This window comes from Bacillus sp. FF-1 (assembly GCF_028548245.1).
GTDB classification, from domain to species: Bacteria; Bacillota; Bacilli; order Bacillales; family Bacillaceae_G; genus Bacillus_A; species Bacillus_A paranthracis.
The window spans coordinates 54,709-70,592 of the sequence record NZ_JAQQGG010000003.1 but is presented as its reverse complement, the minus strand read 5'-3'; the positions used below and the strand labels follow the sequence as shown (position 1 = coordinate 70,592).

Annotated in this window: 14 protein-coding genes, 1 pseudogene and 1 riboswitch; of the genes and pseudogenes, 7 read left to right on the top strand and 8 right to left on the bottom strand. The window is 34.8% G+C overall.

Translation table 11 applies throughout. From position 1 onward, the window contains the following. The first annotated feature begins 55 nt into the window (after nt 1-55). The 3 genes from malC (at nt 56) to malR (ending at nt 3,479) form a co-directional block, all read left to right on the top strand. Nucleotides 56-1,357, top strand: a complete 1,302-nt coding sequence (gene malC, locus PQF83_RS10680; RefSeq protein ID WP_001194989.1) for a maltosaccharide ABC transporter permease MalC — start codon at nt 56-58, stop codon at nt 1,355-1,357. Next, entirely contained in the window at nt 1,358-2,200 is an 843-nt protein-coding gene (gene malD, locus PQF83_RS10675; RefSeq protein ID WP_001022608.1) for a maltosaccharide ABC transporter permease MalD, read from the top strand. 256 nt (nt 2,201-2,456) lie between these two features. After that, complete coding sequence (gene malR / locus PQF83_RS10670) at nt 2,457-3,479, top strand: maltose operon transcriptional repressor MalR (protein ID WP_000219043.1); 1,023 nt, start codon at nt 2,457-2,459, stop codon at nt 3,477-3,479. A gap of 14 nt (nt 3,480-3,493) precedes the next feature. Here malR and PQF83_RS10665 read toward each other — a convergent pair whose 3' ends face one another. After that, the gene (locus PQF83_RS10665) at nt 3,494-4,657 is read right to left on the bottom strand and encodes an aminotransferase A (RefSeq protein ID WP_000434564.1); all 1,164 of its coding nucleotides are present in this window, start codon (nt 4,655-4,657) and stop codon (nt 3,494-3,496) included. 123 nt (nt 4,658-4,780) lie between these two features. After that, a complete protein-coding gene (locus PQF83_RS10660) occupies nt 4,781-4,981 on the bottom strand; it encodes a hypothetical protein (RefSeq protein WP_000929285.1) in 201 nt (66 codons plus the stop codon). Nucleotides 4,982-5,290: 309 nt separating this feature from the next. Here PQF83_RS10660 and kinB point away from each other — a divergent pair, with 309 nt between their 5' ends. Continuing rightward, nucleotides 5,291-6,565 carry a sporulation sensor histidine kinase KinB gene (gene kinB / locus PQF83_RS10655; RefSeq protein WP_000420385.1) on the top strand — a complete coding sequence of 425 codons (1,275 nt, stop codon included), beginning with the start codon at nt 5,291-5,293 and terminating at the stop codon, nt 6,563-6,565. A gap of 53 nt (nt 6,566-6,618) precedes the next feature. Here kinB and PQF83_RS10650 read toward each other — a convergent pair whose 3' ends face one another. Beyond that, nucleotides 6,619-7,368, bottom strand: a complete 750-nt coding sequence (locus PQF83_RS10650) for a DUF3967 domain-containing protein (RefSeq protein ID WP_000388460.1) — start codon at nt 7,366-7,368, stop codon at nt 6,619-6,621. A gap of 236 nt (nt 7,369-7,604) precedes the next feature. On the opposite strand from PQF83_RS10650, the gene nucA reads away from it, so the two are divergent. Further along, the gene (gene nucA, locus PQF83_RS10645) at nt 7,605-8,039 is read left to right on the top strand and encodes a DNA-entry nuclease (protein WP_000811506.1); all 435 of its coding nucleotides are present in this window, start codon (nt 7,605-7,607) and stop codon (nt 8,037-8,039) included. A 36-nt stretch (nt 8,040-8,075) separates the two neighbouring features. After that, nucleotides 8,076-8,465, top strand: a complete 390-nt coding sequence (gene comJ / locus PQF83_RS10640) for a competence protein ComJ (RefSeq protein ID WP_000424017.1) — start codon at nt 8,076-8,078, stop codon at nt 8,463-8,465. A 37-nt stretch (nt 8,466-8,502) separates the two neighbouring features. On the opposite strand, the gene metE is transcribed toward comJ, so the two are convergent. From metE to PQF83_RS10620, 4 genes are all read right to left on the bottom strand, one after another. Continuing rightward, nucleotides 8,503-10,791: a 5-methyltetrahydropteroyltriglutamate--homocysteine S-methyltransferase gene (metE, locus tag PQF83_RS10635; protein WP_001007597.1), complete on the bottom strand. Its 2,289-nt coding sequence runs from the start codon at nt 10,789-10,791 to the stop codon at nt 8,503-8,505. 128 nt (nt 10,792-10,919) lie between these two features. Further along, nucleotides 10,920-11,107: riboswitch (cobalamin riboswitch) on the bottom strand. Between the two features lie 351 nt (nt 11,108-11,458). Continuing rightward, nucleotides 11,459-12,016 (bottom strand): PadR family transcriptional regulator, encoded by a 558-nt coding sequence (locus tag PQF83_RS10630; protein WP_002163528.1) that lies wholly within the window; start codon nt 12,014-12,016, stop codon nt 11,459-11,461. 159 nt (nt 12,017-12,175) lie between these two features. Next, entirely contained in the window at nt 12,176-12,964 is a 789-nt protein-coding gene (locus PQF83_RS10625) for an RNA-guided endonuclease TnpB family protein (protein WP_002163529.1), read from the bottom strand. Nucleotides 12,965-13,163: 199 nt separating this feature from the next. Then, entirely contained in the window at nt 13,164-14,705 is a 1,542-nt protein-coding gene (locus PQF83_RS10620; RefSeq protein ID WP_048557615.1) for an MDR family MFS transporter, read from the bottom strand. 425 nt (nt 14,706-15,130) lie between these two features. Here PQF83_RS10620 and PQF83_RS10615 point away from each other — a divergent pair, with 425 nt between their 5' ends. Beyond that, complete coding sequence (locus PQF83_RS10615) at nt 15,131-15,631, top strand: hypothetical protein (RefSeq protein ID WP_000708168.1); 501 nt, start codon at nt 15,131-15,133, stop codon at nt 15,629-15,631. On the opposite strand, the pseudogene PQF83_RS10610 reads toward PQF83_RS10615, so the two are convergent. Next, nucleotides 15,571-15,816: pseudogene (locus PQF83_RS10610) on the bottom strand (hypothetical protein). The gene PQF83_RS10615 and the pseudogene PQF83_RS10610 overlap by 61 nt on opposite strands. Nucleotides 15,817-15,884 lie beyond the last annotated feature (68 nt).

The window sequence follows — 15,884 nt, the reverse complement described above, 5'->3', positions numbered from 1 at the left end:
GTGCCTCTAATATGAGGGGCACGAATTCTCTCCCAAGAAAAAAGGGGGAAGGAACATGCAAACATCTATGGAACCAGCAAACGGCTTAAACGGTTCAAAACATAGGAAAATGGCAACCATGTTATCAATCATTCCAGGCGTGGGCCAAATGTATAATAAACAATTTGTAAAAGGTCTTATTTTTCTAGTATTAACAGGTTCATTTATTGTAGCCTTTGCTGATTTATTAAATATGGGATTATGGGGAATTGTAACGCTTGGTACAGAAGTTCCACGTGACCATTCTGTCTTTCTATTAGTAGAAGGAATCTTGGCACTCATTGTCATCGTGTTTGGACTCGGAATATATGCATTTAATTTATATGATGCATACCAAAACGGAAAGAAACGGGATATAGGAACACCGTTAAACTCTGTAAAAGAGCAATACCGTAATTTACTAGACCAAGGTTTTCCGTATTTAATGGTTTCACCAGGGTTTTTATTACTTATCTTTGTCGTTGTATTTCCAATCATTTTCGTAATTTTAATTGGATTTACGAACTATGATTTATATCATTCTCCTCCAGCTAAATTAGTAGATTGGGTAGGATTTAAAAACTTTATTGATATCTTTACATTACCGATGTGGAGAGAAACGTTTTTAAGTGTATTTTCTTGGACTGTCATTTGGACATTCGTTGCAACGACATTACAAGTTGCACTTGGTATTTTCTTAGCGATTATCGTAAATCAGCCTGGTATTAAAGGGAAGGCGATTATTCGAACAATCTTCATTTTACCGTGGGCGGTCCCAGCATTCGTATCTATTCTTGTTTTCTCTGGTATGTTTAATGAAACATTTGGAGCGATTAACAATCAAGTATTAGCTTTATTCGGAATTGAAAAGATTGCTTGGATGACAGATCCATTTTGGGCGAAGATTGCTTTAATTATGATTCAAACGTGGCTTGGATTCCCGTTCGTCTTTGCAATGACAACAGGTATACTGCAATCGATTCCAGGAGAATTATACGAAGCGGCTACAGTAGATGGAGCTACAGCTTGGCAACAGTTTCGTAAAATTACATTGCCACTTGTTCTATATGCAACAGCACCAATATTAATTACGCAATATACGTTTAACTTTAATAACTTTAGTATCATCTATCTATTTAACGGCGGAGGTCCTGCTGTAGCTGGACAAGACGCAGGTGGAACAGATATTTTAATTTCATGGATTTATAAGTTAACGATGACTTCCGCGCAGTACGGAAAAGCAGCAGCTCTTACAATGATCTTATCGTTAATCGTTATTACAGTTGCGTTATGGCAATTTAAGAGAACAAAATCATTCCAAGAAGAGGATATGATGTAAATGAATATTAAAAGACAAAAGATGTTACGTCTCTCATTAAGTTATCTCGTTATTTTCGTAATGTGTGCCATCATTTTCTATCCATTATTATGGATTATTGGCTCATCGTTTAATCCGGGTGATAGTTTATCTGGATCAAGTATTATTCCGCAAAATGCAACACTAGATCATTATCGTAAGTTATTAGATTTAGAGAATAGTAATTATTTACTATGGTATAAAAACACATTAAAAGTAAGTGTTTTAACGATGATTTTTTCAGTGTTAGCAATTAGTTTTACTGCTTATGCATTTTCGAGATACCGTTTTGTTGGAAGAAAAAATGGTTTATTAACATTTTTAATTTTGCAAATGATTCCAAACTTTGCAGCGTTAATCGCTTTATACGTATTAGCACAGTTAACAGGATTAATTGATACGCACCTTGCATTAATTTTAATTTATGTAGGCGGGGCAATTCCAATGAACACATGGCTTATGAAAGGGTATTTTGATACGATTCCGAAAGAATTGGATGAGTCAGCTCGTATGGATGGAGCAGGGCATTTTCGTATTTTTTGGCAAATCATTATGCCACTTGCAAAGCCAATCGTAGCGGTTGTAGCGTTATTTACTTTCATCGGCCCATTTACAGATTTTATTTTAGCGAGTATTATTTTGCGCACACCAGAAAATTATACGTTAGCAGTTGGATTATATGAAATGGTGGCGAAGAAATTTGGGAATGAATTTACAACGTTCGCAGCGGGTTCCGTATTGATTGCAATCCCAATTTCAATTTTATTCCTATCACTACAAAAATACTTTATCTCTGGTTTAACTGCTGGAGGTACGAAAGGATGAAAAATGGGACATTATGTCCCATTTTTCTTTTCATCTTCCTATAAAACATTTTATAGGGAGATGAAAAGAAGTGAAATAAATAGTATATTATAGTATAGGAAAAAAGAGCTCTATCCCTTACAATACATGGAGAGGGAGAATATGATAGGTTTTACAAGATAGAATCAATGAAAGTTTATGACTTCCCCTATTACTTGCAACGGGTGCAAGATGAAAATATATAAAATGGCAGAGAAGTGAAAGGAGGGGGATTTTTATGACAGTTACAATTAAAGATGTGGCGAAGAAGGCGAATGTAGCACCATCTACCGTTTCTCGTGTAATTGCTGATAATCCAAGTATAAGTGAAAAAACAAAGCGTCGTGTTCGGAAAGTAATGAGTGAACTAGGGTATCATCCTAATTTAAACGCAAGAAACCTAGCTAACCAAACAACAAAAACACTTGGCCTTGTTATGCCAAGTTCTGCAAGTAAAGCTTTTCAAAATCCGTTTTTCCCAGAAGTTATAAGAGGGATTAGTTCGTTTGCACATGTGGAAGGGTATGCGCTTTATATGTCGACAGGTGAAACGGAAGATGAAATTTTTAATGGTGTTGTAAAGATGGTGCAGGGGCGCCAAATTGGTGGCATTATTCTTTTATATTCAAGAGAGAATGATCGGATTATTCAATATTTACATAAACAAAATTTCCCGTTCGTATTAATCGGGAAACCATATGATCGTAAAGAAGAAATTACATATGTAGATAATGACAATTATACAGCTGCAAGAGAAGTAGCAGAATATTTGATTTCATTAGGTCATAAACAAATCGCGTTCATCGGCGGTGGATCAGATTTACTTGTGACGAGAGATCGTTTGGCTGGTATGAGTGATGCTTTAAAATTAGCAGACATTGTATTGCCGAAAGAGTATATTTTACATTTTGATTTTTCAAGAGAAAGTGGTCAACAAGCCGTGGAGGAATTAATGGGGCTAAAGCAACCACCGACAGCAATTATGGCAACGGATGACTTGATTGGACTTGGTGTGCTAAGTGCACTTTCTAAAAAAGGATTCGTTGTACCGAAGGATGTTTCAATTGTAAGCTTTAATAATGCTTTATTATCAGAAATTGCGAGTCCTCCGCTTTCAACAGTTGACGTGAATATATATCAGCTAGGATATGAGGCAGCAAAAGCTTTAGTTGATAAAGTAGAGAATGCGGAGTCTACTGCAAAGTGTATCATTATTCCGCATAAATTACTGAAGCGTCAAACTTGCGATCATTATGCATAAAAAAAGCTAAGAGTTTAACTCTTAGCTTTTTGTTGTAGAAAGGCTTCTAAACGGTCACAGCCTTCTTTTAAAGTTTCAATACTATATGCATAGGATAAGCGAAGGTAGCCTTCACCATATTCAGAGAATGCTGTTCCAGGAACGACGGCAAGTCCAGCTTCTTTCACAAGATCAAGTGCAAAATCAAATGATGAAGATGTTAAATGGCCAACATATGGGAATAAGTAAAATGCACCTGTTGGCTTTTCAACTGTTAAGCCCATTTGAATAAGTCTATTATATACGTAATCACGTCGTTTTTTGTATTGATGACGCATCATTTTTGGTGCATCTTTAGCAGCTGTTAAAGCTTCAATTGCAGCATATTGAGCGATTGAAGTAGCGCACGTTACGTTGTATTGATGAACTTTTAATATATGCCCAGCTAAATAGTTTGGTGCGAATAATAGACCGATACGCCAGCCAGTCATAGAATGCGATTTTGATAAACCGTTAATGACGATAGTCTTTTCACGCATTTCTGGGAAATGAGCGATCGATGTATGTGTCTGTTCATATACAAGTTCGCTATAAATTTCATCAGAAAGAACGAAAATATTTTTATCTTTTAAAACATCTACAATATCCTGTAGTTCTTCTTTTGATAAAGTTACACCAGTTGGATTTGAAGGATACGGCAGTACGACGCATCTTGTTTTTTCTGTAATGGCCTTTTCCAGTGCTTCGGCTGTTAAACGGAAGCCAGTTTCACGAACATCGATAAAAATAGGTGTTGCGCCGCATAATCGAATAATCGGTTCGTACCCTGGATAAATAGGGGCAGGTAAAATGACTTCTGTTCCTGGCTCTAAAATCGTTCGAAATGCAACATCAATTGCTTCACTAGCACCGATTGTAACGATGGTTTCGTTTTCAGGTGAATAATGTAAATCATAGTTATCTTTTACAAAGTTACAAGCTGCCTTGCGTAACTCTAGTAAACCAGCGTTATGTGTATAGCTTGTATAATTTTCTGTAATAGCCCGTTTTGCCGCTTCTTTTACGAGAGAAGGTGTAGGAAAATCAGGTTGTCCAATTGTTAAAGAGATAAGATTATCATAGTTTTGAATCATGTTAGAGAATTGACGGATTCCAGAAATTTGGATGTCCTTTACTCTAGGGTTAATGAATTGTTCCATTGTATCTCCCTTTCTTCCGTTTGAAAATTAAGTTCATTTTAACATATTTTCTATCATTTCGCTTGCGTATATGGTATGTAGAAAGAGAGGAATAATAGAAAAAAAGCCGCTGTAAGCGACTTTTTAATATCCGTATTCCCAATCTATTTCATCTTCATTCCAAAGTACAGAGGATACTTTGCCAAGGTGAACAACTGATTCATTCACAGCGCATGTGCAATTTTCTTCTCCTGTTTTATGCTGTAACTCTTCATACACTGATTTTTCAACGTTTTCTAGAACGACCAAATTTTCTTCTTTTAAAACAAGCGTAGTACCCGCCATATTTATCTTCCTCCTACTAAAATAATGATCACTTATTTGTAAACATAGATAGTATGGATTATATGCTGTATTTTGCTATAGTTGTCCGTCTTATGAAGTATTTTTTATTTTCTTTGTAATCCGTATTCATTGTATACTGTCGGGCAGAAATTTGGTACAGGGTTTACATTCATTTCGAAAATCTGTAACAATTATTATGTGTTGTTAACAAAGAATTAACAAATATGTTAAGAAAAATCAAAATTTTAAAACAAACAAACCTGTAAAATGATATAATCATATCAAAATACATATAGGGGATGAGAGGCTATGGAGCTTATCCGTGATTTAATGATCCAAATTGCAATCATTATTTTGCCACTATTTTTATACGAAGCGATTCGTTTAAATCGTTATCAAGAAATGCCTCCGAAGCCGAACCGCTACTTTATTATGTTTTTATCTAGCATTACACTCGTTCTCTCTATGACATATTCTATTTGTTTTGGGGACGTTTGCGGGTATAACTTTCACCCAATCCCAATTGTTAGTGGTTTTTTATATGGTGGGATTGTTGGTTTAATCCCGGCCGTTATTTTTGTTATCTATGAATGGGCGCTAAAGGGCATAAACCTTCTTCCAGTCATAGAAGTAATATTTCTATTGATAGTTCCATTATTTTTATCAAAGAAATGGTCTCTATTTTCAAGGGATAAGAAGCTAATTTTAGCACTTATGATTTCATCATTGTACGTACTTGTTTCTTTAGTGATTGGTATGATTAACGTTCTGTTAGAAACGGGGTTTACACCATATGTTTCGCACTTATATAGCGGATATATATTTGCTTCGCTTATTATGGTTATGACAATGGTATTTCAGGTGTACTTAACAGAATATTTAAATGAAAATGCAATACTACGTACAGAGATGCAAAAGTCAGAGAAACTTAATATTGTAAGTGAGTTAGCAGCAAGTGTTGCACATGAGGTTCGAAATCCGCTCACTGTTGTTCGTGGTTTTATTCAATTGCTAGAAAGTACGGAAGATGTGAAGAACAAGGATTATATGCGTCTCGTATTAGCTGAATTGGACCGGGCAGAACAAATTATTTCAGATTATTTAAATTTAGCAAGGCCACAAATTGAGAAAAAAGAACATATTTGCTTATCAGCTCAATTAATAGAAATGACGACTCTTATGTCATCATTTGCAGCGATGCAAGGTGTATATTTGCAAGTTGAGATTTCTGAAAGTCTTTATACGATCGGTGATAAAACGAAATTGAAGCAAGCTATTATGAATGTTGTTAAAAATGGTATTGAAGCAATTCAAGGAAATAAAGGATATTTAAAAGTAACGGCTATACAAAAAGATGAAACGATTGTAATAAGAGTTAAAGATAGTGGTGTTGGAATGACGAAAGAACAATTAGCAAGGCTCGGACAACCGTATTATTCTTTAAAAGAAAAAGGGACAGGATTAGGACTAATGGTAACATTTAGTATTTTACAAGCGCATAATGGTACGCTGGAATATAAAAGTGAAAGTGGGAAAGGAACTGAAGCGATTATTATATTGCCAGCTGTAAGAAATAAGGAATAAAAGTTACCGATAGAAGGTAACTTTTTATTTTATATTAGAAAAAATATATTATGCTATTCAGTTGTTTTTTCTTGTTTTGTTCGGCTAAATAAACTTCTAAATGATTGGAAAAAGCTTTGTTCTTTTGAAGCGGCGACTAATCTTTTTGTTTCTTGAATTTCGCGAATTACTTGCATAAGTTGTGCATCACGGTTGCTATCTTTATTATAAATTTGATTTACGAGTTTATTCATTTTTTCTTCTTGTTTAGATTCTCGTTTATACATATGATTCATTAATAAGTCCATCTTTTCTTTTTGCAGAGCATCTGTTTGAGCGGCATGATCCACTAACTCTTGTAGCATTTTTTCCTGAGATCCTTCTTTTACATAAACTTGTTGCATCAACTCATCTAGCTTTTCATCTTTTAAACGATTTTGGGTAATAAGGGTAGAATTTTGATGAATAATGGCTTCATTTAGTTGAGCGAGCATTTCAAGTTTTAACATGAATTCCTCGAAGTTGCGCCCATCTTCTTTTTCTTTCGGTTGTATTTCTTGCGTATTTTGTATAACTGGTACAGGTAGGGCCTCTTTTTCTTTTAAAATAATTGGTATCGTTTCTGAAATATCTTCCTGCAATGTAGCAGCTCTTTCATGTATAGATTTCAATAGTTTTAAATCATCAAGTTTATAAATACGAGCATCAGCTGTTTTGGAAATTATATAACCATGTTCTTCTAACAGTTGACTATATTTGCGGACTATATGTTTTGGGATGCCTGTTTTATTCGTCACATCTTTCGTTTTATAGGTAGCTTCCATAATATTTCCTCCCCAAAAAGTATCGTATATATCATTTCAATCTTTTATGAGGACTTCCTTTGAAAAAGAATGTCGGAAGGTTATTAGTTTTCTACAGCATTAGTGAAAAGATGAAGAAAAATGAGAGTTTTTGGCGGAATGGCGAAGAAGAGCTAAAATAATGTCTGAAAACATATACAGGAGAAGTTTGTTATAATAACTGAGGAAAAGAAACTGGTAGAATCATGGAGGTATACATGAAGCAATTAAAAGGTATTATCATTTCAATTATTGCAATTCTTTCTATTGTAGTAGCGGTGTATGAAGTGCTTGTTCCAGAGGAAACAAGTATTAAAAAAACAAATGCGTATGATCAAGTTCTAGAATTTCCGAGAGATCGATACCCAGAGACAGGGAAACATATTACGGATGCTATAAAAGAAGGGCATTCAGAAGTGTGTACAATCGACCGTGGTGGCGCTGCGGATAGAAGAAAATTATCGTTAGCTCCATACCCATCAAAAAAAGGGTATGATCGTGATGAATGGCCAATGGCGATGTGTAAAGAAGGCGGAAAAGGAGCGCACATCGAATATATAAGTCCAGCAGATAATCGCGGAGCAGGCTCTTGGGTAGGAAATAAGTTAGATAAATACCCAGATGGTACGCGTGTAAAATTTGACGTAAAGTAGTAGTTGTATATTTCATAATGAAGGAGGAGGGAAACGATGGAGTTAACAATTTCGTATTCGCAATTAATGTTGATGAACTATGACGGTGATCAGCCTTACGTTGACTGGACGGATGAAGATTTTGAGAGAGGTTATGCGAAGACGGATGGAACTGTTATTTTTGAAGCACTTTCTGATTATACTTGTGAAGTAAAAGTGACCCCAGGGAAACATATTGAGAAAGAAGAAGTAATTAGAACGGTTACAGTTCCTTTTACAGTTGAAAATGAATGTATCGTTGTAACAAGTATTCTTTCAAATAAATTTCAAATTCCTATTCCAAATGGTGAGTATACGGTTGTATTACAGGCAACACCCCTTGAAGAACCAACGGATGATGAATTATATAAAATACAATATGAATTCTTTTTTGAAAGTAAAGAATAAAGAATGGGGTATCCTCAAAAAGGATACCCCATTTTTATTATGCGTTTGTTTTTAGCAAGGAACGAGCGTCTTTTGCCGCTTGCACCATGTGCTCTAAAGCTGGAATAACTTCTTCTGTTCTTCTCGTTTTTAAACCACAATCAGGATTAATCCAGAAATATTTAGGATCGCATACTTTTAAAGATTGTTCTACGATTTTATACATTTCATCTTTACTTGGTACACGTGGGCTATGAATATCATATACACCTAGACCGATGCCTTTTTCATATGTTGTATGTTTTAATGTATCAATAAATTCACCGTGACTTCTTGATGTTTCGATAGAAATCACATCTGCATCTAATGCGCGAATCGCATCAACGATATCTTCGAAGTTACTGTAACACATATGAGTATGAATTTGTGTTTCATTTGCTACAGATGAAGTGGCTAAAAGGAAGGATTGTACTGCCCATGTAATATAAGCGTCCCAATCTTTTTCTTTTAGTGGCATTCCTTCACGAAGTGCTGGCTCATCGACTTGAATTACTCGAATTCCGGAAGATTCAAGTAGTTCAATTTCATGACGAAGAGCTAATGCAATTTGATATGAAACTTCTTTTCTTGGAATGTCATTTCGAACGAAGGACCAATTTAAAATCGTAACAGGTCCAGTTAACATGCCTTTTACAACTTTCTCTGTTAAGCTTTGTGCATAAACAGTTTCCTTAATAGTCATTCCGTTAATAAAGGCTACATCACCATAAATAACAGGTGGTTTTACGCAGCGGGAACCGTATGATTGCACCCAACCGTTTTTAGTGAATGAGAAACCAGCAAGGCGTTCACCAAAATATTCGACCATGTCAGTTCTTTCAAACTCACCATGTACAAGAACATCAAGACCAATTTCTTCTTGGTAACGAATCCATTTTTCTGTCTCTTTTTCAATAAATTGTTCATATTGTTCATTTGAAATAACACCGTTACGCCATTCTTTTCGCGTTTGGCGAACTTCAGTTGTTTGCGGGAAGCTACCGATAGTTGTTGTTGGTAACAACGGTAACTTCAAAGCAACTTGTTGCAATTCATATCGTTTTTCAAATGGAAGAGGTCGTGAAAAATCTTCTTCTTTTAGTGCTGTTCGTGCTGTTTTGACATCTTCTCGGTTACGTGCAGCAGATGAACGAATTGTATGATGTACATTTCGATATGTTTCCAGCTCATTACGAATGCTTTCTGTACCTTGAGTTAGAGCGGAATGAATAAGAACTAACTCTTCTAATTTTTGATTTGCAAATGCCAACGCGTCAAATAGCTCAGTCGATAAGTGAGTTTCTTCTGTTTTATCGATTGGCGTATGCAATAAGCTACAAGAAGGCTGAACGATGAAGTTTTTCGTTTGGACTTGTTTTTGTAACGTTGTAAATAACGTAAGAACTTCATCAAGATCGGCTCTCCAAATGTTACGGCCATCTATACAACCAACAGCTAAAGTTTTATCAGCTGGGAATCCATATTTTGAAATAGCATGTAGATTACCTTCTTTACCATGAATGAAATCTAATCCAATATTTGATACTGGGAATGTAATGATTTCTTCATAGTTTTCTTCTACACTATCAAAATATGTTTGTAAAAGAAGATTCGCATTTGGAACTTCTTTACGAATAGCTTCATAAATTTCTTTTGCTTGTTGAACTTCTTCTTTCGTTAAAGAAGCGAAAATCGGTTCATCAACTTGAATGATTTGTGCACCAGCTGCATGTAGTTCTGAAAGCAGTTGTACGTAAGGTGCAACTAACTGTTTTAAAATAGTAGCAAATTGCTCTTGTGTATAGCCTTTAGCTAATTTCAAGAAAGTATATGGTCCTAAAATAACAGGTTTTCCATCTACTCCTAATTCTTGTTTTGCCTCTTCGTATAAGCGAAGTGGACGATTATCTTTTAAAGAGATTTGTAATCCCTCTTCATATTCTGGAACGATATAATGATAGTTTGTGTTAAACCATTTTGTCATTTCGGAAGCTACGTGATCTTTAGAGCCACGCGCCATTGCGAAATATACATCAAGGTAAGATGTAAACTGAGAAAAACGTGATGGGATAAATCCTAGCATATAAGCAGTATCCAAAACGTGATCGTAATATGTAAAGTCGCCAATTGGAATAAGTTCAATCCCTTTTTCTTGCTGTGCTTTAACGTGTTGAAGACGAATTTCTTTCATTGTTGTTAAAAATTGTTCTTCATCAATTTTATTAGACCAAAAAGCTTCCAATGTTTTTTTCCACTCTCGTTGTAGTCCGATACGTGGATAACCTAAGTTACTTGTTTGAATTGCCATTTCAAATTCCTCCCTAATTGAAAGTAAGCATTTCCGTTTACTAGGAAATACCTATAACAAAAAGCATATAGGCATAGAAAATAAGCCTTCCTTTTTGTTTTAACACCTCATCATCATCCGTGAATCTATCAGTGTTGTTAAAACAGGCAGGTCTCCTGACTTATGCTTCATATGATTTCTTTCACCTTCCCGTTTTCACAGTGGCATTAAAAAGAAATCTCAGCATTTACAGTGGCGGGACCGTGTTGGAGTTTCACCAAGCTTCCCTTTTAAACACGAAACAAACTGTTCGTGTACCCATTTTCCTTTTGAAAGGAATTTAACAAGCGATATGATATTGAAACAAATTCTAACACAATTTTTGGAATTTTGTCTACTGTTTTGAAATAAGAAAATTCTAAAGTTTTTTATTTTAATTATTTGTATTTTTCTGATTTTTTAGAGTGAAGAAACATGAGGAGAATTGAAATAAAGTGCAATTAAATTTATAAAGAAATGGGTACCTATACATACATAAGATGCCAGTTATGTTATTAAATAATTGGTTTATCTTATATAGAAAATTAAACAAGCATAACCCCAACCTAAATTAGAATGGGGTTATACTTGTTTTAGACTTTGAAATAAAATAACTATATTGTCATTTTACAGTTTCTATTTTAAAAGTTTAATCCGTATCTATATCAATTTCTGAAAGTCGCCCGGCAACAGCATCTGCAAGAAGGGTGTTTAACCATTGCAATTCGACTGTAATATGTTCAATAACGCTTTGCAAAATATATCGCTGTGCACGTGGGATGTGTCCTTTGCTACTATCATATATAGTTTGCATATTATGTAAATATTGAATGGTGTCATTTTTCTTTTTTTCTAAAATAGGAACTAACTCTTCATCATTACCAAAATGAGCGAAAGAGAGTGCCGAATAAATTGGTTTATATATTTGATTTTTTGCCTCGAATTGTTTTAATAGTAATGTGTGAAATAACCGCTTACCTTCGTCTGTTATATGAAAAATTGTTTTATCTGGTCTATTTGTATCTCGAACAATAGTTGTAACACGAATTGCCCCTTGTTTTTCTAATTGCTCAAAGGCATAGTAAAGTGATCCTTTTGCATATTTAATGTAACAGTCCATTTGTCTTTCTTTCATGATGTGCTGCACTTCATATGGATGTTTATCTCCTTCGAGTAGTAAGCCGAGAATGACTAATTTCATGCTCATGCTGTCTCAACTGCTACTAAAAATATAGACAAATGTATATTCTTAGAGTATTCCTGCTTCTACGTGCCCTGCCTCGCTAATCACTTGCTACTACAGTTTGCTGTGACACTCCACAGGCGTAAATTCCGATGTAGCCCACCGTACATATATACAAACTATTTACGTTAGTATTGTATATTCTTTTGCTTGTAAAAGGTTGATCGCTGCGTTCAAATCTCTATCCATTACATTGCCACATTCACATGTATATACTCGGTCAGATAGCTTTAAATCCGCTTTCTTTTGACTGCAACATGAGCATAACTTTGACGATGGATAAAACCGGTCTACTTGACGTAATTCAATTCCATATTCCTCACATTTCGTCAAAAGCCACGTTTTAAAAGTAAAAAAAGACTGCTTGGCAATTGTTTTAGATAAATGTTTATTCTTCATCATACCTTTCACATTCAAATCTTCCACTGTAATAAACGTTGGTTTGGTTTTCACCACATTCGTTACAATAGACTTTACATATTCTATTCGAATATTCGCTAATCGAGCATGCAACTTTTGCACTCTAAGAACATTTTTATCTATATTCACTCTTCTATTAGTAACAGATTTTTCACCTCTTTTTTTTAGATTTTCAAATTTACGTGCTAAAGAGCGTTGTTCACGTTTTAACCGTTTTTCTATCTTTTTTACTTTTATTGTTTTGTTGATGTTTTCATGAACGATACCATCGCTACGTGTAGCAAAATCCTTCACTCCTAAATCAATCCCTAGACCTATTTTATTGAGTGCTAACTTTGTTGCCATTTCTTCCAATTCGCAAAGTACAGATACAAAATATCTTCCTTTTGGGTTTCGGTAAGCAGTTAAAACACCTTGATTGTCCCACCTTTGCAATGTCTTAACAGAGACATTAAGCATTTCTGAAAATTCTTTTGGTTTATATTGTTTCATAATTACTTTTTTGCTATATATGCACACTTTTGTCTATGTTTTTGTTTACTGTTTCTTTCTCCTGTATATAGAAACTTGATCCCGATTGGTGAGGGATAATAACCAGTAGGAATGGTTCCTTACTGATCAAAGATTTACTTTATATATTATAAACGGCATACCCTTTTTCATAAAGGGTATGCCGTTTCTTTTTTCTATACTAACTTACCTGCTTTTGTTTTTGTTTCGTTTTTGGTCCTGTAAAAAGACGCTCATTTCCCATAAGTAAAATGCAAATAATACTTAGTACAGCCGGGATCAGTGCCCAGAAGAATGTACTGGCAATAGATGTAGCTAGAGCTTCTTTAATACCAGTTAATATTTCAGTTGGTATTTTATCGGTAGCACTTGGTGATAATAAGAAACTTGTGTCTCCACCCTTTGGAGCTAATTTTGCTAGTTCGGGTGGGAAGAGAGTGTTTAGTTTATCTGTAAAAATATGATTTTGAATTGTACCGAAAATCGTTACACCAAGAGTCATACCGAGTGAACGGAAAAATGAGTTTGTTGATGTAGCAGAACCACGGTCTCTCATTTCTAATTTGTGAATCGAAGACATACTTAAAACTGAGAATGAGAAACCAACACCAAGTCCAGCGAGAACCATAAATAGTGTTACGAGTAGGCGAGGTGTGTCCATTGTTAAAGTGCTTAGTAAATAAATGCCAAGAACGAAGAAAACTCCAGATGCCATCATAATGTTACGATAACTTGTTCGAGAAGCTAACTGTCCACCCGTTTGACTTCCAATTACAGAGCCAATCATCATAGGTGTTAAAATTAATCCAGCATTTGAGGCTGAACCACCGAGAACACCTTGAACGAAGATTGGGATATAAACTGTACAGATGATAAAAGCGGCACCATAGAAAAAGGCAACACCTTGGCTAGCTGCGAATAAAGGTTTTTTAAATAGATGGAAAGAAATGATAGGCTCGGTTGCTTTTCGTTCTACGAAGAAGAAAATAATAAGCATAATAACAACTGTTGTAAATAAGCCGATAATTACAGTGGAATCCCATGCGTATTCTTTACCACCAAGTTCTAATGCGAACATTAAGCAAACGATACTAATAACAAGTGTAATAGCGCCAGCCCAATCAATTTTTTGTTTTCTAAATTCTAGAGATTCACTATAATATTTCGTAATGAAGAAGAAGGAGATAAGTCCTAATGGAATATTAATATAGAAGACCCAGTGCCAACTTATATAGTCTGTAATATAAGCACCTAATAAAGGGCCGAATACACTAGATGTTCCGAAAACAGCACCGAATAGCCCTGTCATTTTTCCGCGCTTTTCTGGTGGGAATATGTCGTACATAATAGTGAAGGCGATAGGCATAAGAGCTCCGCCACCAATTCCTTGAATTGCTCTATAAATACTTAATTGCTCAATACTAGATGCTGTTCCACAAAGTGCAGAACCGAACAAGAAAAGAATAAGGCCACCAATATAAAAGCGTTTCCGTCCGTACATATCAGAAAGTTTTCCGAAGATAGGCATTCCTGCCATTGTTGCTACCATATATGCAGACGTGACCCAAACGAACTTGTCAAATCCTCCTAGGTCTCCAACGATTGTTGCCATTGCTGTTGCAACGATTGTATTATCCATTGCCGCCATTAAAATACCAAGTAGTAAACCCGCAACAACAAATTTTGTCTTGCTGGAGTCTTTTTTTGATAATTGAGATTCCAAAGATAACCCTCCTTTAATAATAAGTAAACTATATTAAGTTTTGAGTGCAGCGCATAAAAATTATAAATATATTTTTAAAAATCAATTTACACAAGTGCACTGACAAAGCCATAAAGAATATTATAGTCAAGTTTGACTAAAAGGCAAACTTTTTCTTCCGTCAAAATATTCTGTTGTATGGACAGCGAAAGAGTGAGTAATACTTAGTATTGGTAAAAAGTCAATGAAGGAAATTGTAAAAAAATATTTCAGTAAGAATACCTGCTGTTAACAGATGAAAAATGGTTTTTTCTTTACTTTGTCGAATAGGATAAAAGGAAGAGTAATAACTATATATCGTTTGTAACGAGCTTTATTAATATTGTGTAGAGAGGCAGAATAAGGTCGTATGGATATGATGCATCTGAAATGGGGTGAATATTATTATGAAAATATGGAAACGAATTCCGGATCAAGGAAGGCGTTCAATACCGCTACAACCGGTATTATGGATTGATGGCTCAAAAAAGGAAAATGAATGTCCTAACGTAGCAGTTACATTACAAATCCGTAGTATGTATAAAGAAAAATTTTCATATGAACTGACCTATGATGTAAACGACATACTTATTATTCGAATTGAAGTTGAAAATAAAGGAATGGAAATGATTTCACGAGTTGTAGTAAGTCATATGATTCGAGATTATTTTGCCTATATTCCAAATTCATTAAAGGTTGATAAGGGGATGAGCGAGTTTCTGTTCCAGCTTGTAAGGTGGAGAATTGATAATTTATTACCAAATGAGAAGGTAGAATTAATTTGTAAAATAAAAGCAAATAAAGATAAAGAACTCAAAAACACACTATTTCAGGCTACATATACATTTCAATATAACGGAGTATCATATGGTCCGTTGCAAACAAATGAAGTTGTTGTACGGCAATGATAAAAAGGAACCTGTATGAAAGGTTCCTTTTTGATTCCCTTTTTTGTTCGATCCATATTTACAATAGCGTCGATTTGATTGTATGTAATGAAGTTTACTCCGAAAGAATTAAATAGTAATTTTAGCGACTACAGAAACCCCGATAGTAAACGTATAATATCTGATAGATTTTTCTTTTGTAGCATGTAGGTCACCATATTTCTAAAATGATGCATGGCATATATATGAAATAGAATAGAAATGGTAGACAAGC

Excerpts from the sequence above, each read along its gene's own strand:
- metE (WP_001007597.1), bottom strand. The coding sequence starts at position 10,791 with ATGGCAATTCAAACAAGTAACTTAGGTTATCCACGTATCGGACTACAA.
- malD (WP_001022608.1), top strand. The coding sequence starts at position 1,358 with ATGAATATTAAAAGACAAAAGATGTTACGTCTCTCATTAAGTTATCTC.
- kinB (WP_000420385.1), top strand. The coding sequence starts at position 5,291 with ATGGAGCTTATCCGTGATTTAATGATCCAAATTGCAATCATTATTTTG.
- PQF83_RS10665 (WP_000434564.1), bottom strand. The coding sequence starts at position 4,657 with ATGGAACAATTCATTAACCCTAGAGTAAAGGACATCCAAATTTCTGGA.
- PQF83_RS10650 (WP_000388460.1), bottom strand. The coding sequence starts at position 7,368 with ATGGAAGCTACCTATAAAACGAAAGATGTGACGAATAAAACAGGCATC.
- PQF83_RS10660 (WP_000929285.1), bottom strand. The coding sequence starts at position 4,981 with ATGGCGGGTACTACGCTTGTTTTAAAAGAAGAAAATTTGGTCGTTCTA.
- PQF83_RS10625 (WP_002163529.1), bottom strand. The coding sequence starts at position 12,964 with ATGAAACAATATAAACCAAAAGAATTTTCAGAAATGCTTAATGTCTCT.
- PQF83_RS10630 (WP_002163528.1), bottom strand. The coding sequence starts at position 12,016 with ATGAGCATGAAATTAGTCATTCTCGGCTTACTACTCGAAGGAGATAAA.
- comJ (WP_000424017.1), top strand. The coding sequence starts at position 8,076 with ATGGAGTTAACAATTTCGTATTCGCAATTAATGTTGATGAACTATGAC.
- nucA (WP_000811506.1), top strand. The coding sequence starts at position 7,605 with ATGAAGCAATTAAAAGGTATTATCATTTCAATTATTGCAATTCTTTCT.
- PQF83_RS10615 (WP_000708168.1), top strand. The coding sequence starts at position 15,131 with ATGAAAATATGGAAACGAATTCCGGATCAAGGAAGGCGTTCAATACCG.
- malC (WP_001194989.1), top strand. The coding sequence starts at position 56 with ATGCAAACATCTATGGAACCAGCAAACGGCTTAAACGGTTCAAAACAT.
- malR (WP_000219043.1), top strand. The coding sequence starts at position 2,457 with ATGACAGTTACAATTAAAGATGTGGCGAAGAAGGCGAATGTAGCACCA.